Raw genomic sequence first — 18,640 nt, 5'->3', positions numbered from 1 at the left:
CGCGGTCCGCTCATAACTATAAGGAGTGTGGGGATGTTGAAGCGGATGCTGTTGACCGTGAGCCTCGGCCTGGGGGCGGGTCTGGTGCAGGCGCAGGAGGTGCTCAGGGTGCATGGCTGGGAAGGGCGCCTGGCCCCCAGCGTGATCGAGGCGTTCGAGAAGCAGAGCGGGATCAAGGTGGAGTACTCCACCGCCGCTTCGGCCGAGGACGTGCTGAACGATGGCGGCCAGAGCTACGACGTGGTGTTCCCGGCGCACTTCCACCTGCCGGCGCTGATCGACGCGCAGCGCCTGCAGCCGCTGGATCCGACCAGGCTGCCCAACCTGAAGGAGGTCGATCCCGACCTGCTGGCCATGCTCAGCGGCTTCGACGGCAAGTCCCGCCACGCCGTGCCCTACCTGTGGGGCACCGTCGGCCTGGCGCTGAACGTCTCCAAGGTGGTCGACACCCTGGGTGCCATGCCCGAGGACACCTGGGGCCTGCTGTTCGATGCGCAGAACAGCGATCGCCTGAAGCAGTGCGGCATCGGCATGCTCGATGCGCGCGAGGAAACCCTGTCGCTGCTGCTCAACTACAAGGGCCGCGCCCTGGGCCGCAGCGGTCCGCGGCAGATCCAGCAGGCCGGCGCGGAGCTGGCGGCGCTGCGCGGCAAGGCCGCCAGCTTCGGCAACAACTCCTACGTCGAGCAACTGGCCAGCGGCAAGCTGTGCATGGCCATGGCCTGGAGCGGCCACGTGCTCAAGGCGGCCGACGCCGGCGCGCCGCTGCGCTTCGTCATGCCGCGCGAGGGGGCGCTGATGTTCATCGATACCATGGCGATTCCGCGCAACGCCGGCAACGTCGCCGCGGCGCACCGCTTCATCGACTACCTGGCCAGCGCCGAGGCCAACACCCTCAACGCCCGCGACACCCTGTTCTACCCGGTGACCCGCATCGACGCGCCGGCGATGACCAGGCTGGCCGGCGAGCGCCTGGAGCTGGTGGTCACCGGCGACCAGCGCCGCAGCTTCTACTACCTGGAGGCGCTGAGCGCCAAGCAGAAGAGCGCGGTGGACGCCTCCTGGGCCCAGGTCAGCCGCTGACCCTGGCCCGGCCGCGCGCGAGCCCCGGCCCGCGCGGTGGCCACTGCTGCTGCAGGCGCTCCAGACGGGCGTCCTTGTCGCTCCACAGCCCGTTGACCCACTGCTGGAACTGCAGGCGGTAGGTCTCGTCCTCGGCGTAGCTGCGGCCGAGGAACTGCGCGGGAATCTCACGCTCCGCGAAATGCACCACCACCCGCTGCAGGCGTCCGCACAGCAGGTCGCGAAAGCGCGGCCGGCCGTCCGGGTAGTGGATGGTCACGTCGACCAGTGCCCCGAGCTGCTCGCCCATGGCGTCGATGGCCAGGGCGATGCCGCCGGCGCGCGGCCTGAGCAGGTGGCGGTAGGGCGATTGCTGCTGCTCGTGCTTGGCCTCGGTGAAGCGCGTGCCTTCGAGGAAGTTGAACAGCGCCACCGGAATGCCGCGCAGGCGCGCGCAGGCCTGGCGCGTGGTCGCCAGGTCGGCGCCGCGCTGCTCGGGGTGGCGCTCCAGATAGGCCCTGGAGTGGCGCTTCATGAACGGGAAGTCCAGCGCCCAGCAGCACAGGCCGAACAGCGGAATCCAGATCAGCTCCTGCTTGAGGAAGAAGCGCAGCAGCGGCAGGCGGCGGTTGAGATGGCGCTGCAGGACGAAGATGTCCACCCAGCTCTGGTGGTTGCAGATCACCAGGCAGGAGCCGCGCACCCGCACGTCCTCGAGGCCCTCGACCTGCCAGCGGATGTCGCCGAGCAGCTCCATCCAGGCCCGGTTGCCGTCGGCCCAGCACTCGGCGACGTGCCCCATCAGGCGCCGGCTCCATGCCCGGCTGGCGGGCAGCGGCAGCAGCTTGAGCAGCGCCAGGGCCAGCAGCGGCCAGCACCACAGCAGGGTGTTGAGCACCAGCAGCAGGCCGGAGAGGAGGCCGCGCAGCGGCGCGGGCAGGAGTCGGAGCATGGCGGGCTTCCAGGGATGGCGGGGCGCTGGATGATAGCCCAGTGCCGGGCTCTGGCGCAGGATCGCTGGCGTTGGCGGCCATTGCCGGACAATCGGAGCCATCCATGCCGAGGCTGGCCATCTGTCCAGCGGCGGGTCGCTTTCAGCCCCCGGGCGACGTAAAATCAGCGTTCATACTCCATTCGCAAAGGTTTCCAACCATGCAGATCGCGGCCAACAAGGCGGTATCCATCGACTACACCCTGACCAACGAAGGCGGTGAAGTCATCGACAGTTCCGTCGGCGGCGCGCCGCTGGTCTACCTGCATGGCGCCGGCAACATCATCGTCGGTCTGGAGAAGGCCCTCGAGGGCAAGCAGGCCGGCGACGAGCTGGAAGTGACCATCGAGCCGGAAGACGCCTACGGCGACTACAGCGTCGAGCTGGTGGCCGTGCTCAACCGCGCCATGTTCGAAGGCGTCGACGAGCTGGAAGTCGGCATGCAGTTCCACGCCTCCGCGCCGAACGGCGGCATGCAGATCGTCACCATCCGCGACATCGAAGGCGACGATGTCACCGTCGACGGCAACCACCCGCTGGCCGGCCAGCGCCTGAACTTCAAGGTCAAGGTGGTCGAGGTGCGCGACGCCCAGCCCGAGGAAATCGCCCACGGTCACATTCACGGCGAAGGCGGTCATCACCACTGAGAACCGCTCGGCAGGCGGCAGCCGATCTGCTGCTAAGCTGAATCCAGGAAGGCGCTGTTGCGGCTCGCGATAGCGCCTTTTTGATGGCCCGATGATTGGCATGGAGCTATGTGATGAGCCTTTTCCACGATCTGACCCTCAAGGCCCTGGACGGCGGCGACCTGCCGCTGGCCCCGCTCAAGGGCAAGGTGGTGCTGGTGGTCAACGTCGCCTCGAAGTGTGGTCTGACCCCGCAGTACGCCGGCCTGGAGCATCTCCACCAGCAATACCGCGAGCGCGGCTTCAGCGTGCTCGGCCTGCCGTGCAACCAGTTCGCCGGCCAGGAGCCGGGCAGCGAGGCGCAGATCCGCGAGTTCTGCACGCTGAACTACGGCGTCAGCTTCCCGATGAGCGCCAGGATCGAGGTCAACGGTCCCGGCCGTCATCCGCTGTACCTGCTGCTGGCCGGCGAGGGCGCGGAGTTCCCCGGCGACATCACCTGGAACTTCGAGAAATTCCTGGTCGGCCCGGACGGCCGCGTGCTGGAGCGCTTCTCGCCGCGCATCGCCCCCGAGGATCCGCAGGTGATCCAGGCGATCGAGAAGGCGCTGGCCGGCGTGGCGGCCTGACGCCCCGCCCGTGATACGGCGCCCCGCAGGGCGCGGCATCCCCATCGTCTCAGCGGCTGGCGACGACCAGTCGTGAGGCGCCGTCCTCGCGCACCCAGAACACCGTCGCCCCGGCCACCGCCGCCGGCATCAGCAGGATGTTCAGCCCCGGCACCAGCAGCGCCGCGTAGGTGGCGGCACCGAAGCCCAGGCTCTGCCAGCGCTTGGCGCGCAGCCAGGCGAGCATGTCGTCCCAGCCCATCTTGTGGTTGTCCGCCGGGTAGTCGATGTACTGCACCGCCATCATCCACACGCCGAACAGCAGCCACAGCGGCGCGGCGAGCAGGTTCAGCCCCGGAATCAGCGACAGCACCAGCAGCGCCAGCGCCCGCGGCAGCAGGTAGGCCAGCTTGCGCAGCTCGCGGCCGAGGGTGCGCGGGATCATCGCCAGCAGCTCGCCCCAGCTGAACGGCGGCGCGACGTCGCGGCCGCGCACCACCGCCTCGACCTTCTCGGCGAGGAAGCCGTTGAACGGTGCGGCGATCAGGTTGGCCAGCAGGGTGAAGCCGAAGAACAGGATCAGCAGCACCAGCGCCACGAACAGCGGCCACAACAGGTATTCGAGGAAGGCCAGCCACTGCGGCAGGGTCGGCATCAGCGCCTCGACCCAGAAGCCGAACTGCTGCACCGCCAGCACGATCAGGGCGACGAACAGCAGCAGGTTGACGGTCAGCGGCAGCAGGACGAAGCGGCGCAGTCCGGGGCTGAGGATCAGGCGCAGGCCGGCGGCGAGGTAGCCGGGGCCGGAGAGGGTCTGGATAGGCATGGGGCACTCCGTGGGGAACACGGCGCCAACCTTAGCACGCGGGGGCGGGCACCTAGCGACAGGTGCGCATTGCGAGGCAGGCTGCAGTGCGCGCGGCGCACCCTACGGCGCTGGGCAGCGTAGGGTGCGCTATGCGCACCGGCCCTGATCAGGCCTTGCGCTTGAGCGGCAGCTCGGCGAAGCGCACGCCGGAAAGGCCCGAGGCCTGCAGGGCGCGGATGTTGGCGTGGTCGCTGCCCGCGGGGGTGGCCAGCACGCTGCGGTAGTGCTCGCCGAAGGCCAGCAGGGTCTCCTCGTCGCTCAGGCCCTCGAGCAGGGCGAGGCCGAGCAGCTTGCAGGAGCCCTCGTTCTGCCCGGCGGCGCTTTCGGTGCTGCCGTTGACGAAGGCCTGCGGCTGATAGTCGTAGTGCGCGGCGATGAACGCCAGGGTGTCGGCGAAGGGATGGTCGTCGCGGCGCAGGGAGGCGCGGAAGTCGTTCAGTGCGGTCATTTCTTGCTCGCTTGTTCGAAGGCGGCCAGCTGCTGCGGCGTGGCCTCTTGCTGGTACCGGGCCTTCCACTCGGCGTAGGGCATGCCGTAGATGGCGTCGCGCGCGTCCTCGGCGGACAGCTCGATGCCGCGCTCGTCGGCGGCGGCCTTGTACCACTTGCCCAGGCAGTTGCGGCAGAAGCCGGCCAGGTTCATCAGCTCGATGTTCTGCACGTCGCTGCGCTCGCCCAGGTGCTGGAGCAGGCGGCGGAAGGCGGCGGCTTCCAGTTCGAGGCGCTGTTGTTCGGTCATGGCGGCTTCTCGCGCGGTCGGTGGGGGAGGTCGATCATAAGAGCCGTGGCCGCGGCGGACAATGCCGGGCGGCCGCGGGCGTTCAGCGATGGCCGGCGAGGGTGATCGATACCGACTCGGCGAAGCGCAGGGCATGCGGCTTGTCCACCTCGACCTCGGCGTAGCGCACCGCCGGGTGAGCCATGACCAGGTCGAGGATCTCCTGGGTCAGCCGCTCGAGCAGGGCGAAGCGGTTCTCCTCGACGTGGCGGATGATCGCCTTGGTGATGGTGCGGTAGTTCAGCGCCTGGTCGATGTCGTTGCCCTGCACGGCGTCGCGGGCCGGGTAGAGGATGGTCAGGTTGATCAGCACGTCCTGCTTGTTGAGGATCTCCTCCTCCTTGATGCCGATGAAGGTGCGCAGGCGCAGGTCCTTGACGCGGATGCGCGCCATGCCGGGTTCCAGTCGAGGCATCTACTTGCTCCGTCCGATCAGCTGGAGGAATTCCTGGCGGGTGTTGGTCGACTGGCGGAAGGCGCCGAGCATCACCGAGGAGGACATCACCGAGTTCTGCTTCTCCACCCCGCGCATCATCATGCACATGTGCTGGGCTTCGATCACCACGGCCACGCCGGCGGCGTTGGTCACCTGCTGGACCGCCTCGGCGATCTGCCGGGTGAGGTTTTCCTGGATCTGCAGGCGGCGGGCGAACATGTCGACGATGCGCGCCACCTTGGACAGGCCGAGCACCTTGCCGGTGGGGATGTAGGCGACGTGGGCCTTGCCGATGAACGGCAGCAGGTGGTGTTCGCACAGCGAGTACAGCTCGATGTCGCGGACGATCACCATCTCGTCGTTGTCGGAGGCGAACAGCGCGCCGTTGACGATCTCCTCCAGCGACTGCTCGTAGCCGCGGCACAGGTACTGCATGGCCTTGGCGGCGCGCTTGGGCGTGTCGCGCAGGCCTTCGCGCTCGGGGTTCTCGCCGAGGCCGACGAGAATCTCATGGTAGTGCTGGGTGAGTTGCGACAGTTGATCGCTCATGTTCGATTCCTCATGGCGGCCCGGGCTCATTTCAGGTGGCGGCCGCCGTTGACGCACAGGCTGGTGCCGGTGACGTAGGGGTTGTCCAGAAGATAGCGCAGGCTCTGGTAGATGACCTCCGGCCCGGGCTCGATGCCGAGGGCCGACTTGGCCAGGGTTTTCTCGCGGTAGCTCGCGTCGTCGTGGTCGTTGAACATCACCAGCGCCGGGGCGATGGCGTTGACCTTGATCCGCGGGGCGAACTGCGCGGCGAACGACAGGGTCAGGTTCTCCAGGCCGGCCTTGCTGGCGCAGTAGGCGACCCGGTTGGCGCTGCCGCGGCGGGCGACGTCGTCGGTGATGTGCACGATGTCGGCCGTCTCGCTGCGTTCGAGCAGGGCGCGGCAGCGCAGGTTGATCAGGTAGGGCGCCAGCATGTGCACGCTGACCATGCGCGCGAAGGCCTCGGCCTCGTGGCCCGGCTCCTCGCGCAGCCAGTCCGAGGCGTTGTGCACGATGGCGCGCAGGCGGTCGGTGTGCCGCTGCAGCAGATCGATGAAGGCGAGGATGCCGGGCTCGCTGGAGAAGTCGGCCGGCAGGGTCAGCGCCCCGCGCCGGCGCAGCTCGTCCAGCGCCGGCCGCTCGCTGCGGTAGCTGACGATCAGCGGCTGGCCATCGTCGAGCAGGCGCAGGGCGCAGTGCAGCCCGACTCGCTGGCTGGCGCCGGTGATCAGGATGGGGGCGGGTGACTGGCTCATGCATGCCTCGCGCAAAAGGGTGGTTCAGCGGCACAGCCGCCGGGTACCTGACAAGTGCGGGACGGAGTACCGGCTGAACCAGGCACAAAGTTATACCAGCGAATCGCTCTGTACAACCCTGCGAGATGTGTGGGCTAGGGTCGTGACCGCACGGAGGCGGCGGAAAGCCTCCCGAGCCGCATTTTCTCGGGCTCTGCTCCCCTCGTGGGGTGGTGCGATATTGTACGTGTGATTGCTTGTTGTATAACTGCGCGGAAGGTTTTGCTCGCGTCAGGCCCCCAGGCCGGCGCCGTCCGCTTGCGATGCCGGTACGGGCACCGCCATGCGGCGATCGGGCATAATGCCCGGCCTTGTCAGAACGCCCGGGAGGGCCGCCATGCTCCAGCTCGCCATCGTTTCCGGTTCCGCCTTCGGCACCGCCGAGGAGGTCGCCCGCCATGCCGAGCAGTTCCTGCAGGACGCCGGCATCGAGGCCCGCCACCTGCCGCGCGTCGCCCTCGAGGAGCTGCTGGCCCTGGACCCGCAGGCGCTGCTGGTGGTGACCTCGACCACCGGCATGGGCGAGGTGCCGGACAACCTGCAGGGGCTGCTCGACGAGATCGAGGCCTGGCAGCCCGACTGGCGCGGCCGGCCCGTGGCGGTGATCGGCCTGGGCGATACCGCCTATGGCGAGCAGTTCTGCGCCGGCGCGCTGCAGGCGCACATGCTGCTGCTGCGCCTGGGCATGCGCGATCTGCAGTCGCAGCTGCAGCTGGACGCCAGCGAGACGGTGACCCCGGCCGAGGACGCCGAGCCCTGGCTGGCGCGCCTGGCCGCCAACCTAGGCTGATCGCGCGGCGCGGCCGGCTTTCCGTACAGCGCTCGGCGGACAGCCCGCCGTGCGGGGCCTATACTCGAGGCAGAAGAAACAGAAGCGTCACGCGGCCTACGGGTCGCGATACCAGCCGCTCCGGGGCGTCGCCATGGGGACCGCCGCCGGGGGTATCGGCATAGGCGCCAGACACCGACCAGTCAGGAGTACGCCCATGTTCGCGATCATGGAAAACGCGCGTCTCGAGGAACTGCACCTGGCCAGCGACCCGGCGACGGGTCTGCAGGCGATCGTCGCCATCCACAACACCCACCTCGGTCCGGCCCTCGGCGGCTGCCGCTATCTCGGCTATGCCGACGTGGACAGCGCCGTGCGCGATGCCGCGCGGCTGGCCCGCGGCATGAGCTACAAGGCCGCGCTGGCGGGCCTCGCCCAGGGCGGCGGCAAGGCGGTGATCATCCGCCCGCCGCACGTCGCCGACCGCGCCGCGCTGTTCGAGGCCTTCGGCCGCTTCATCGACAAGCTCGGCGGGCGCTACATCACCGCCGTCGACAGCGGCACCTCGGGCGTCGACATGGACTGCATCGCCCGCCACACCCCGCACGTGACCAGCACCACCGCCGGCGGCGATCCCTCGCCGCACACCGCGCTCGGCGTGTTCGCCGGCATCCGCGCCACCGCCAGGGCGCGCCTGGGCAGCGATTCGCTGGAGGGCCTGACCGTCGCCGTGCAGGGCCTCGGCCACGTCGGCTTCGCCCTCGCCGAGCACCTGGCCGCGGCCGGCGCACGGCTGATCGTCAGCGACATCGACGAGGGACGCCTGGCGCTGGCGGTCGAGCAGCTCGGCGCGCAGCCGGTGGCCGCCGACGCCCTGCTCGGCGTGCCCTGCGACATCCTCGCGCCCTGCGGCCTGGGCGGGGCGATCAATGCGCAGAGCATCGCCAAGCTGCGTTGCGCCGCGGTGGCCGGGGCGGCCAACAACCAGCTGGACAGTCCGGAGATGGGCGACGAGCTGACCGCGCGCGGCATCCTCTACGCCCCCGACTACGTGATCAACTCCGGCGGGCTGATCTTCGTCGCCCTGCAGCACCAGGGGCGCAGCCCGGCGGAAATCACCGCCCACCTGGCGCAGATCGGCCATCGCCTGGAGGAGATCTACGCCGAGGCGCAGGCCGAGCGACGCTCGCCGGCGCGGGTCGCCGACAGCCTGGCCGAACGGCTGATCTACGGTTCCTGAATGCGCTGTCCCACGCCTGCCGTCCGGAGCGGCAGGCCGCCACGCACCGGCAAGGTGCCAGGGAGGAAGCCATGCCCCACAGCTCCATCGAACTGCCCTACACCCGCTACCTCGACGCCGACGGCCGCCCGCTGGGGCCGCTGCCCGACTGGGCGCTGGACGGCGAGCGGCTGCTGCCGCTGTACCGCGCCATGGTCCGCACCCGCCTGTTCGACCAGAAGGTGATCGCCCTGCAGCGCACCGGGCGCATCGGCACCTACGCCTCCAGCCTCGGCCAGGAGGCGGTCGGCACCGCCATCGGCAGCCTGCTGCGCGCCGACGACGTGCTGGTGCCCTACTACCGCGACACCGCCAGCCAGCTGCTGCGCGGGGTGAGCATGAGCGAGATGCTGCTGTACTGGGGCGGCGACGAGCGCGGCAGCGACTACCGTGGCGAGGTGGCGCGCGGCGACTTTCCGCTGTGCGTACCGATCGCCACCCAGGCGCTGCACGCCTGCGGGGTGGCCAGCGCCTTCAAGATCCGCGGCGAGCACCGGGTGGCGCTGACCACCTGCGGCGACGGCGCCACCAGCAAGGGCGACTTCCTCGAGGCGCTCAACGTCGCCGGCACCTGGCAGCTGCCGGTGGTGTTCGTGGTCAACAACAACCAGTGGGCCATCTCGGTGCCGCGGCGCATCCAGTGCGGCGCGCCGACCCTGGCGCAGAAGGCGCTCGGCGCCGGCTTCGCCGGCGAGCAGGTGGACGGCAACGACGTGATCGCGGTGGTCGAGCGCCTGCGCCAGGCCATCGAGCGCGCCCGCCACGGCAAGGGGCCGACCCTGCTGGAGTGCGTCACCTACCGCCTGTGCGACCACACCACCGCCGACGACGCCACCCGCTACCGCAGTGCCGAGGAGGTCAACCAGGCCTGGCACGAGGAGCCGGTCAAGCGCCTGCAGAGCTACCTGGTCGGCCAGGGCCTGTGGGACGAGAGCCGCGAGCAGGCGCTGGTGGCCGAGTGCCAGGCCGAGCTGCAGCGGGCCATCGACGCCTACGAGGGGCTGGCGGCGCAGGACCCGCAGTCGGTGTTCGCCCACGTCTACGCCAGCTGGCCGCCGGCGCTGGCCGAGCAGCGCGAGCAGTTCGCCGAGCGCATCGCCCGCCGCACGCAAGGAGCCGACCATGAGTGAGAAAAAGTACAGCCTGCTGGAGGCGGTCAACCTGGCCCTGCACCGCGCCATGCACGAGGACGAGAACGTGGTGGTGCTCGGCGAGGACATCGGCGTCAACGGCGGCGTGTTCCGTGCCACCCTCGGCCTGCGCGAGCAGTTCGGCCTCAAGCGGGTGATCGACACGCCGCTGGCGGAGAACATGATCGCCGGCCTGTCCATCGGCATGGCCACCCAGGGGCTGCGGCCGGTGATGGAGATCCAGTTCCTCGGCTTCATCTACGCCGCCATGGAGCAGTTGGTGTCGCACGCCGCGCGGCTGCGCAACCGCACCCGCGGCCGGCTGACCTGCCCGCTGGTGGTGCGCTCGCCGATGGGCGCCGGCATCCGCGCCCCCGAGCACCACAGCGAATCCACCGAGGCGCTGTTCGCCCACGTCCCCGGCCTGCGCGTGGTGGTGCCGTCGTCGCCGGCGCGCGCCTACGGCCTGCTGCTGGCGGCCATCGACGACCCCGACCCGGTGGTCTTCCTCGAGCCGACCCGCCTGTACCGGATGAACCCGCAGCCGCTGGAGGACGACGGCCGCCGCCTGCCGCTGGACAGCTGTTTCACCCTGCGCGAGGGCAGCGACCTGACCCTGGTCAGCTGGGGCGCCAGCGTGCACGAGACCCTGCAGGCGGCGAGCGCGCTGGCCGAGCGCGGGGTCAGCGCCGAGGTGATCGACGTCGCCTGCCTCAAGCCGCTGGACCTCGACACCCTAGAGGCCTCGGTGCGCAAGACCGGGCGCTGCGTGATCGTCCACGAGGCGCCGAAGAGCGGCGGGGTGGGCGCGGAGATCGCCGCCAGCCTCTACGAGCGCGCGCTGCTCGACCTGCACGCGCCGATCCAGCGGGTCGCCGCGCCGGACATCCCGCCGCCGCTGTACCGCCTGGAGCCGTACTACATCCCGGACGTCGGCGACATCCTCGCCGCCTGCGAGGCGGTGCTGGAGTACGCCTGAGCCGGTAGGGTGCGCCGTGCGCACCGACATGGACTCATCCGGCCGGTGCGCACGGCGCACCCTACGGCCGAACCCTCCCGGGCCGTCCAGGCCGGGGAGAAACTGGGGGAACGGAACATGAAACACTTCAAGCTGCCCGACCTCGGCGAAGGCCTGCAGGAGGCGGAAATCGTCCAGTGGCACGTCAAGGCCGGCGACAGCGTCAAGGCCGACCAGCTGCTGGTCTCGGTGGAGACCGCCAAGGCCATCGTCGACATTCCCGCGCCCTACGACGGCGTGGTGGCCAGGACCTACGGCGCCGAGGGCGACATCCTCCACGTCGGCGAACCGCTGCTGGCCTACGAGGGCGAGGGCGAGGACACCGGCACCGTGGTCGGCAAGCTGGAGGCTGGCGAGGGCGGCGGGGGCGACAGTTTCTTCGTCGGCGCCGCGCCCTCGACCCGCGAGCACCTGGCGCCGCGCGCCACCCCGGCGGTGCGCCAGCTGGCCCGCCAGTTGGGCGTCGAGCTGGCCGGGCTGTCCGGCTCCGGCGCCGACGGCCTGATCACCCGCGCCGACGTCGAGGCGGCCGCCGAGAGCGCGCGCACCAGCTTCGGCGGCGAGCGCCTGCGCGGCGTGCGCCGCAGCATGGCGCTGAACATGGCCCGCGCCCACGCCGAGGTGGTGCCGGTGATGCTGGTGGAGGACGCCGACCTCAGCCGCTGGCCGGCCGCCCGCGATCCGCTGGTGCGCCTGGCCCAGGCCATCGCCGCGGCCTGCCGCGCCGAGCCGGGGCTCAACGTATGGTTCGACGGCAAGGCCATGGCGGTCCGCCAGCACGACCACCTCGATCTGGGCATCGCCGTGGACACCCCGGACGGGCTGTTCGTACCGGTGCTGCACAACGTCGGCGGGCGCACGGCCGACGACCTGCGCGAGGGCATGCGGCGCATGCGCGAGGCGGTCAAGGCGCGCTCGATCCCGCCCAAGGACATGATGGGCGCGACCCTCACCCTGTCCAACTTCGGCACCCTGTTCGGCCGCTACGCCAGCCCGGTGGTGGTGCCGCCGCAGGTGGCGATCATCGGCGCCGGCAAGATCCGCGACGAGCCGGTGGCGGTCGACGGCAGGGTCGAGGTGCACCCGATCATGCCGCTGTCGCTGACCTTCGACCACCGCGTGGTCACCGGCGGCGAGGCGGCGCGCTTCTTCAAGGTGCTGGTGGAGGCGCTGGAGCAGCCGGAGGGCTGACGCGGTCCGCACCCATGCCCCTCCCCGGTGCGCGGGATCCCTTGGGGAGCGAATGCCTGGCGGGCGGTGTACCATCGGGCCATGTCCACCCGGAGTCCCGCCATGTCCGCCGCCGACCTGCCGCCCTGTTCCATCCTGCTGCTCGCCGGCGGGCGCGGGCAGCGCATGGGCGGAGCGGACAAGGGCCTGCTGGAGTTCGCCGGCCGGCCACTGATCGCCTGGCTGGCCGAGACGGTCAGGCCGCTGAGCGACGACCTGCTGATCTCCTGCAACCGCAACGCCGGGCGCTACGCGCCCTTCGCCGACCGCCTGGTGGCGGACGCGGAGGGCGGTTTCCCCGGTCCGCTGGCCGGCATCCGCGCCGGCCTCGCCGCCATGCGTCACGACTGGCTGCTGGTGCTGCCCTGCGACGCGCCGCTGGTCGATGCGCCGCTGCTCGAGGCCATGCGCCGCGAGGCCCTCGGCGGGCCGGAGCGGCCGCTGCTGCTGCGCCAGGCCGGGCACTGGCAGCCGCTGTTCGCCCTGATTCCGCGCCGTCTGCTGGGCGAGCTGGAGCGTGCCTGGCAGGCCGGCGAGCGCAGCCCGCTGCGCTTCCTGCTGGCCCATGGTGCCCGTGCGCTGGACTGCGCGGCGGACGATCCGCGGCTGGCCAACCTGAACACCCCCCAGGCGCTGGCGGCGGCTGGCATGGCGCTTGCTGAACCCGATTCCTCATCCACTGCCGGGAGTACCGCGATGCTGACCCATCTCGACGCCGCGGGGCGCGCCAACATGGTCGACGTCACCGCCAAGGCCGTCACTGCCCGCGAGGCCTGCGCCGAGGCGCTGGTGCGCATGCAGCCGCACACCCTCGGGCTGATCCTCGACGGCAGCCATCCCAAGGGCGATGTGTTCGCCGTCGCCCGCGTCGCCGGCATCATGGCGGCGAAGAAGACCCACGAACTGATCCCGCTGTGCCACCCGCTGCTGCTCACCGGCATCCGTGTCGAACTGGAGCCGGAGGGGCTGGATGCGGTGCGCATCGTCGCGCGCTGCAGGCTGGCCGGGCAGACCGGGGTGGAGATGGAGGCGCTGACCGCCGCCAGCGTCGCCGCGCTGACCCTCTACGACATGTGCAAGGCGGTCGACCGCGGCATGACCATCGAGCGCGTGCGCCTGCTGGAGAAGAGCGGCGGCAAGAGCGGCGACTACCGTGCGGAGGAGCCGGCATGATCGAGGTGCGTTATTTCGCCCGCTACCGCGAGGCGCTGGACTGCGACGGCGAGCGCCTGCCCTGGTCGGCCGAGCTGGACAGCCTGGAGGCCCTGCGCCAGCGCCTGCTGGCGCGCGGCGGCGCCTGGCAGGTGCTGGCCGAGCAGTGCCTGATGTGCGCGCGCAACCAGGAGCTGTGCAGCCTCGCCGAGCCGCTGACCGACGGCGACGAGGTGGCCTTCTTCCCGCCGGTGACCGGAGGCTGAGATGACGATTCGGGTACAGGTGGAAGCCTTCCTGCCGGGCGTCGAACTGGAGGCGCTGCACGCCGCCAACGCCGGCATCGGCGCGCTGGCCTCCTTCGTCGGCTACGTGCGCGACTACAACGACGGCCGGGAAGTCGCCGGCATGACCCTCGAGCACTATCCGGGGATGACCGAGAAGGCCCTGGCCGGCATCGTCGAACAGGCGCGCTCGCGCTGGCCGCTGCTCGGCGTGGCCATCGTCCACCGCGTCGGCCGCCTGCTGCCCGGCGAGCCGATCGTCTTCGTCGGCACGGCCAGCGCCCATCGCCAGGCCGCCTTCGCGGCCTGCGAGTTCATCATGGACTACCTGAAGACCCGCGCGCCGTTCTGGAAGCGCGAGGACACCCCGGACGGTGCGCGCTGGGTCGACGGCCGTGCCAGCGACCGGGCGGCTGCCGAGCGCTGGGAGTAGCGGGGCAGGGATGCTTCGCCATGGTGCGCCGGCAGTGTCCCGCCGCATGGCATGCCCTGCATCGGTGCGCGTCGGTGCGGCCCAGATCCCGAGCAGCGTGCTTAACTATTGAGCGAGGTGTGCCGGCGATCGCCCGGTGCCGCACTGGTGCAGTCCTTGCATCCGGGCGGCACACCTGACCGCTGCGGCGGCAACCGAGGAGAGTCCCGTGATGAACGACGCCATGCTGCTCGACGGCCATGGCCGCAGGATCGACTACCTGCGCCTGTCGGTGACCGATCGCTGCGATTTCCGCTGCGTCTACTGCATGGCCGAGGACATGACCTTCCTGCCGCGCCAGCAGGTGCTCGGTTTCGAGGAGATCGTGCGCATCGCCCGGCTGTTCGTCGGCCTGGGGGTGCGGAAGATCCGCCTGACCGGCGGCGAGCCGCTGGTCAGGCGCGGCATCGTCGACCTGTGCCGGCAGATCGCCGCGCTGCCCGGTCTGCGCGAGCTGGTGATGACCAGCAACGGCTCGCAGCTGGGCAAGCTCGCCGCACCGCTGGCCGAGGCTGGGGTCAGGCGCCTGAACATCAGCCTCGACAGCCTGGATGCGGCCAGATTCCACGCCATCACCCGCACCGGCAAGCTCGACCAGGTGCTGGCCGGCATTGAGGCGGCGCGCGCGGCGGGCTTCGCCCGCATCAAGCTCAACAGCGTGATCATGAAGGGGCGCAACGACGACGAGGTGCCGGCGCTGGTCGACTTCGCCGTGGCCAACGGCCTGGACATCAGCTTCATCGAGGAGATGCCGCTGGGCCAGGTCGGCCGCGACCGCGGCGAGGCGTTCTGCTCCAGCGACGAGGTGCGCGCGCGCATCGCCGAGCGCTACCGGCTGTTCGACAGCCCCGAGCAGAGCGGCGGGCCGGCGCGCTACGTGCGCCTGGAGGGCCATCCGCAGACCCGCGTCGGCTTCATCTCGCCGCATTCGCACAACTTCTGCGCCAGCTGCAACCGCCTGCGCCTGACCGCCGAGGGGCGCCTGCTGCTGTGCCTCGGCCACGAGAACGCCCTGGACCTGCGCGGCCTGGTGCGCCGCCATCCCACCGAGGACCGGCCGCTGATCGAGGCCATAGGTGCGGCGCTGCAGCGCAAGCCGCTGCGTCACGAGTTCGCCAGCTCCGGCGAGGTGCAGGTGCTGCGCTTCATGAACGCCACCGGGGGCTGACTTCCTCCTCAAGTACGGCAGTTGCGGCCGTGACGCTGATACGGGTTCGGGTGATAATGTTTCGCTTTCCGCATCTGCAGGTCAGCGTCACAAGGAGCTCCCACCCATGACCGAAGCCCAAGCCGATCTCGACATGCAGCTGATGCGTGCCGCCGCTGCGGAGGCGGCCGGCGTGCTGCGCACCCTCGGCAATCCGGACCGACTGCTGCTGCTCTGCCAGCTCAGCCAGGGCGAACGCTCGGTCGGCGAGCTGGAGGAGATCCTCGGCCTGCGCCAGCCGAGCCTGTCGCAGCAGCTGGCGGTGCTGCGCAACGAGGGCCTGGTGCAGACCCGCCGCGACGGCAAGCGCATGTTCTACTCGATCGCCGAGCCGAAGATGCTGGTGCTGCTCGGCACGCTCTACCAGCTGTACTGCCCGCAGGGTGACGAAGCGAATGAACCTGAATAGAACTTTCAGGAATTAAAATATCAGCTAATATTATAATTGCACGTTATGTATTTTATTTAATATTGCCCCCGTTCCGGCCAGCCTGTGGCGGCCACGCGTTTTCGGGGGAGTTTCCGTGTCGTTCCACAAGCCGCTTCTCGCTGCCCTGCTCGTCGGCAGCGCCGCCATCAGCCCGCTGGCCTGCGCCACCAACGGCTATTTCGCCCACGGTTACGGCATCAAGTCCCTCGGCATGGCCGGCGTCGGCTATGCCCTGCCGCAGGACGCCCTGGCCGCCGCGACCAATCCGGCCGGCACCGCGCTGGTCGGCAACCGCCTCGATCTGGGCGTCACCTGGTTCAAGCCCGAGCGCAGCGTGGACATCAGCGGCTCTCCCGTGCCGGGCGCCAACGGCCACTACGACGGCAACGACACCGAGTCCTTCCTGATCCCCGAATTCGGCTACACCCGCCAGCTCGGCGAGCGCCTGGCATTTGGCCTGGCGGTCTACGGCAACGGCGGCATGAACACCGACTACGGCCGCAATCCGTTTGCTGCGCTCACTGGCGTGCAAGGCGAGGCCGGCGTCGACCTGAGCCAGGTGTTCGTCACCCCGTCGCTGGCCTGGCGTTTCAGCGAGCGCCACAGCTTCGGCATCGGCCTCAACTATGCCTGGCAGCGCTTCGAGGCGCGTGGCATCGGCGGCTTCGCCGCCATGTCCGAGTCGCCTGCCAAGGTCAGCGACAACGGCCATGACCACTCCGACGGCTGGGGTCTGCGCCTGGGCTGGACTGGCCGGCTCGCCGACAGCCTGACCCTCGGCGTGGCCTGGTCGTCGAAGATCAAGACCGGCAAGTTCGAGCGCTACGAGGGCCTGTTCGCCGACCACGGCAGCTTCGACATCCCGGAGAACTACGGCATCGGCCTGGCCTGGCAGGCCACCGACCGCCTGACCCTGGCCGCCGACGTGCAGCAGATCGACTACAGCGACGTCAAGGCCATCTCCAATCCGGTCAGCGTGCTGTTCCAGGGCCACCTGCTCGGCTCCGAGGACGGCCCGAACTTCGGCTGGGAAGACATCCGCGTCTACAAGCTCGGCGCCAGCTACGCGGTCAGCCCGCAGCTGACCCTGCGCGGCGGCTACAGCTGGGCCGACCAGGCGCTGGACAAGGGCGAGACCTTCTTCAACACCCTGGCCCCCGGCGTGGTGCGCGAGCACCTGACTCTCGGCGCCACCTGGGCGCCCGAAGCCGACCACGAGATCAGCCTGTTCTACGCCCATGCCTTCAGCGAGGAGCTCAAGGGACGCAACTCGATGCAGAACTTCGGTGGCGGCGAGGTGGACCTGAAGATGCAGCAGGACAGCGTCGGCATCGCCTACGCCTGGAAGCTCTGAGACGATTTTTCGCCCGGATTCTGGCGCGACACCGTAAACTTGCCGCACCCGCGGGGTGACCGATCGGTCGCCCCGTTTCGTTCCGGGTCGATTCAGCGAGGATTTCATGCAGGACAACGCTTCCCCGGCAGTCGCCGGCCAGGTCGGTTACGTCGCCATCGAACAGCCCTTCGGCCTGCAGCCGCCCCGGGTGCATTGCCCGATCTGCGGCCAGCAGCAGTTCGTCGAGCAGGACGACGAGTACCTGGAAACGCCCTGCGAACATCTGGCCTTCGTGTTCGGCGGCGAGGAGGACGAGTTCGTCTACGCCTCGGCCGACTTCGCCGAGCGTTTCGAGCGCTTCGATGCCGAGCTGGACGCGCGCTTTCCCGACGAGGAGGCCCGCGCCAGCGCCGAGTACGAGGAAGCCAGCAGCTTCTACCGCGACCTGTTCGCCCGGCGTCTGGCCGATCTCGGCTATGGCGCCAGCCTGCTGGCCCTGCGCATCACCTACGGCGGCATGGCCGAGGGAAACCCGGTGTGGTTCAGCGATGTCTACGGTTTCGACTATGCGTCGATCCGCGAGGACGACGCGCCGTAATCCTTTCGCCACAGCCCTAGACTGGTAGCTCCCCCAGCCATGCTCGATCTCGGCGCCTATCTCGGCCTGTTCTTCGCCGCCTTCGGGGCGGCCAGCCTGCTGCCGCTGCAGTCCGAGGCGCTGCTGGTCGGCATGCTGCTGGCCGAGCAGCATCCGGTGCTCACCCTGCTGGCGGTGGCCACCGCCGGCAACGTGCTCGGCTCGCTGCTCAACTGGCTGCTGGGGCTGTACCTCGAGCGCTTCCGCCACAAGCGCTGGTTTCCGGTGCGCGAGCAGCATCTGCAGCGCGCGCAGGGCTGGTACCAGCGCCATGGGCGCTGGTCGCTGCTGCTCAGTTGGCTGCCGGTGGTCGGCGATCCGCTGACCGTGGTCGCCGGGGTAATGCGCGAGTCGTTCTGGATCGTGCTGCTCTGCGTCACCCTGGCCAAGGGCGCGCGCTACGCAGTGCTGACCGCGGCCACCCTGGGCCTGGCCTGAGGAGCGGTCCGGCAGGCTCCGGCCGGGTAGGCAATACTCTGTGCTGTTCTCAACCACGCCGCATGCAGCGGGAGGATGCCATGGAACAGCCGGTCCACGCCTTTCACCACCTGTTCGAGCAGCTCGGCCTGCCCAACGACAACGACTCGATCCGCCGCTTCATCGAGCGCCACGCGCCGCTGCCGCCCGAGGTGCAGCTGGCCGACGCCAGTTTCTGGACGCCTGCCCAGGCGGCCTTCCTGCGCGAGGAGCTCCTCGAGGACGCCGACTGGGCCGAGGTGGTCGACAACCTCAACGCGGCGCTGCGCGCCCGATAGCGCGCGCGAACGAAAACGCCGCGCCCTCCGGAGGAAGGGCGCGGCGCTGATGGTGCCGGGCGATCAGCCCTGGCGGATCAGGTGGTCGAAGGCGCTCAGCGACGCCTTGGCCCCCTCGCCGACGGCGATGACGATCTGCTTGTACGGCACGGTGGTCACGTCGCCGGCGGCGAACACGCCGGGGATGTTGGTCTGGCCCTTGGCGTCGACGATGATCTCGCCGAAGCGGGTCAGCTCCACGGTGCCCT

Annotated in this window: 25 protein-coding genes and 1 pseudogene; 18 read left to right on the top strand and 8 right to left on the bottom strand. The window is 69.9% G+C overall.

Annotated features, from left to right (window positions below):
- Positions 1-33 precede the first annotated feature (33 nt).
- Positions 34-1,083 (top strand): extracellular solute-binding protein, encoded by a 1,050-nt coding sequence (locus RA210_RS12395; protein ID WP_168772548.1) that lies wholly within the window; start codon positions 34-36, stop codon positions 1,081-1,083.
- Here RA210_RS12395 and RA210_RS12390 read toward each other — a convergent pair.
- Positions 1,073-2,014, bottom strand: a complete 942-nt coding sequence (locus RA210_RS12390; protein WP_136491158.1) for an acyltransferase — start codon at positions 2,012-2,014, stop codon at positions 1,073-1,075. The two genes, RA210_RS12395 and RA210_RS12390, sit on opposite strands and share 11 nt — an antisense overlap.
- A gap of 200 nt (positions 2,015-2,214) precedes the next feature.
- Between RA210_RS12390 and RA210_RS12385 the strand changes: the two genes are divergently transcribed.
- Both RA210_RS12385 and RA210_RS12380 read left to right on the top strand, forming a co-directional pair.
- On the top strand, positions 2,215-2,700 hold the full coding sequence (locus RA210_RS12385) for an FKBP-type peptidyl-prolyl cis-trans isomerase (protein ID WP_136491157.1): 486 nt from the start codon (positions 2,215-2,217) through the stop codon (positions 2,698-2,700).
- Between the two features lie 113 nt (positions 2,701-2,813).
- Entirely contained in the window at positions 2,814-3,308 is a 495-nt protein-coding gene (locus tag RA210_RS12380) for a glutathione peroxidase (protein ID WP_136491156.1), read from the top strand.
- A 49-nt stretch (positions 3,309-3,357) separates the two neighbouring features.
- Here the strand turns inward: RA210_RS12380 and cysZ are convergent, their stop codons facing one another.
- The 6 genes from cysZ to folM form a co-directional block, all read right to left on the bottom strand.
- Entirely contained in the window at positions 3,358-4,113 is a 756-nt protein-coding gene (gene cysZ / locus RA210_RS12375) for a sulfate transporter CysZ (protein ID WP_136491155.1), read from the bottom strand.
- Positions 4,114-4,261: 148 nt separating this feature from the next.
- Positions 4,262-4,603, bottom strand: coding sequence for a HopJ type III effector protein (locus tag RA210_RS12370; protein ID WP_201486655.1), 342 nt, complete (start codon positions 4,601-4,603; stop codon positions 4,262-4,264).
- Positions 4,600-4,893 (bottom strand): DUF1244 domain-containing protein, encoded by a 294-nt coding sequence (locus RA210_RS12365; RefSeq protein ID WP_201486654.1) that lies wholly within the window; start codon positions 4,891-4,893, stop codon positions 4,600-4,602. Before RA210_RS12365 ends, RA210_RS12370 begins: the two co-directional genes overlap by 4 nt.
- Positions 4,894-4,975: 82 nt before the next feature.
- Positions 4,976-5,347: a dihydroneopterin triphosphate 2'-epimerase gene (gene folX / locus RA210_RS12360; RefSeq protein ID WP_136491152.1), complete on the bottom strand. Its 372-nt coding sequence runs from the start codon at positions 5,345-5,347 to the stop codon at positions 4,976-4,978.
- Positions 5,348-5,917, bottom strand: coding sequence for a GTP cyclohydrolase I FolE (gene folE / locus RA210_RS12355; RefSeq protein WP_136491151.1), 570 nt, complete (start codon positions 5,915-5,917; stop codon positions 5,348-5,350).
- Positions 5,918-5,943: 26 nt separating this feature from the next.
- Complete coding sequence (gene folM / locus RA210_RS12350) at positions 5,944-6,654, bottom strand: dihydromonapterin reductase (protein ID WP_136491150.1); 711 nt, start codon at positions 6,652-6,654, stop codon at positions 5,944-5,946.
- Positions 6,655-7,030: 376 nt separating this feature from the next.
- On the opposite strand from folM, the gene RA210_RS12345 reads away from it, so the two are divergent.
- The 15 genes and pseudogenes from RA210_RS12345 (at position 7,031) to RA210_RS12275 (ending at position 18,392) form a co-directional block, all read left to right on the top strand.
- Entirely contained in the window at positions 7,031-7,483 is a 453-nt protein-coding gene (locus RA210_RS12345) for a flavodoxin domain-containing protein (protein WP_201486653.1), read from the top strand.
- A gap of 196 nt (positions 7,484-7,679) precedes the next feature.
- Positions 7,680-8,702 carry a Leu/Phe/Val dehydrogenase gene (locus RA210_RS12340; protein ID WP_201486652.1) on the top strand — a complete coding sequence of 341 codons (1,023 nt, stop codon included), beginning with the start codon at positions 7,680-7,682 and terminating at the stop codon, positions 8,700-8,702.
- A 71-nt stretch (positions 8,703-8,773) separates the two neighbouring features.
- Positions 8,774-9,871: a pyruvate dehydrogenase (acetyl-transferring) E1 component subunit alpha gene (gene pdhA / locus RA210_RS12335; RefSeq protein WP_201486651.1), complete on the top strand. Its 1,098-nt coding sequence runs from the start codon at positions 8,774-8,776 to the stop codon at positions 9,869-9,871.
- Positions 9,864-10,850, top strand: coding sequence for an alpha-ketoacid dehydrogenase subunit beta (locus RA210_RS12330; RefSeq protein WP_201486650.1), 987 nt, complete (start codon positions 9,864-9,866; stop codon positions 10,848-10,850). Before pdhA ends, RA210_RS12330 begins: the two co-directional genes overlap by 8 nt.
- A 117-nt stretch (positions 10,851-10,967) precedes the next feature.
- Positions 10,968-12,080 carry a dihydrolipoamide acetyltransferase family protein gene (locus RA210_RS12325; RefSeq protein WP_201486649.1) on the top strand — a complete coding sequence of 371 codons (1,113 nt, stop codon included), beginning with the start codon at positions 10,968-10,970 and terminating at the stop codon, positions 12,078-12,080.
- A 102-nt stretch (positions 12,081-12,182) separates the two neighbouring features.
- Positions 12,183-12,764 (top strand): annotated as a pseudogene (gene mobA, locus RA210_RS12320) (molybdenum cofactor guanylyltransferase MobA); the annotation flags it as partial.
- A gap of 51 nt (positions 12,765-12,815) precedes the next feature.
- Entirely contained in the window at positions 12,816-13,292 is a 477-nt protein-coding gene (moaC, locus tag RA210_RS12315; RefSeq protein WP_136491631.1) for a cyclic pyranopterin monophosphate synthase MoaC, read from the top strand.
- A complete protein-coding gene (locus RA210_RS12310; RefSeq protein ID WP_201486648.1) occupies positions 13,289-13,537 on the top strand; it encodes a MoaD/ThiS family protein in 249 nt (82 codons plus the stop codon). Before moaC ends, RA210_RS12310 begins: the two co-directional genes overlap by 4 nt.
- A 1-nt stretch (position 13,538) precedes the next feature.
- Positions 13,539-13,988: a molybdopterin synthase catalytic subunit MoaE gene (gene moaE, locus RA210_RS12305; protein ID WP_201486647.1), complete on the top strand. Its 450-nt coding sequence runs from the start codon at positions 13,539-13,541 to the stop codon at positions 13,986-13,988.
- Between the two features lie 223 nt (positions 13,989-14,211).
- Positions 14,212-15,195 (top strand): GTP 3',8-cyclase MoaA, encoded by a 984-nt coding sequence (gene moaA / locus RA210_RS12300; RefSeq protein WP_442963400.1) that lies wholly within the window; start codon positions 14,212-14,214, stop codon positions 15,193-15,195.
- Between the two features lie 106 nt (positions 15,196-15,301).
- Positions 15,302-15,643: an ArsR/SmtB family transcription factor gene (locus RA210_RS12295; protein ID WP_136491626.1), complete on the top strand. Its 342-nt coding sequence runs from the start codon at positions 15,302-15,304 to the stop codon at positions 15,641-15,643.
- Positions 15,644-15,758: 115 nt separating this feature from the next.
- On the top strand, positions 15,759-17,018 hold the full coding sequence (locus RA210_RS12290) for an OmpP1/FadL family transporter (RefSeq protein WP_201486645.1): 1,260 nt from the start codon (positions 15,759-15,761) through the stop codon (positions 17,016-17,018).
- 106 nt (positions 17,019-17,124) lie between these two features.
- Positions 17,125-17,598: a hypothetical protein gene (locus tag RA210_RS12285; protein ID WP_201486644.1), complete on the top strand. Its 474-nt coding sequence runs from the start codon at positions 17,125-17,127 to the stop codon at positions 17,596-17,598.
- Between the two features lie 39 nt (positions 17,599-17,637).
- A complete protein-coding gene (locus RA210_RS12280) occupies positions 17,638-18,075 on the top strand; it encodes a YqaA family protein (protein ID WP_201486643.1) in 438 nt (145 codons plus the stop codon).
- Positions 18,076-18,155: 80 nt separating this feature from the next.
- Entirely contained in the window at positions 18,156-18,392 is a 237-nt protein-coding gene (locus tag RA210_RS12275) for a DUF2789 domain-containing protein (RefSeq protein ID WP_201486642.1), read from the top strand.
- A 63-nt stretch (positions 18,393-18,455) separates the two neighbouring features.
- On the opposite strand, the gene RA210_RS12270 is transcribed toward RA210_RS12275, so the two are convergent.
- On the bottom strand, positions 18,456-18,640 hold a 185-nt coding region (locus RA210_RS12270), incomplete at its 5' end, for an FAD-dependent oxidoreductase (protein ID WP_201485905.1).

It is taken from the genome of Pseudomonas sp. OF001 (assembly GCF_904426495.1).
Taxonomy (GTDB): domain Bacteria; phylum Pseudomonadota; class Gammaproteobacteria; order Pseudomonadales; family Pseudomonadaceae; genus Geopseudomonas.
The sequence above is the reverse complement of the archived record's forward strand: the minus strand, read 5'-3'. Positions and strand labels throughout refer to the sequence as shown.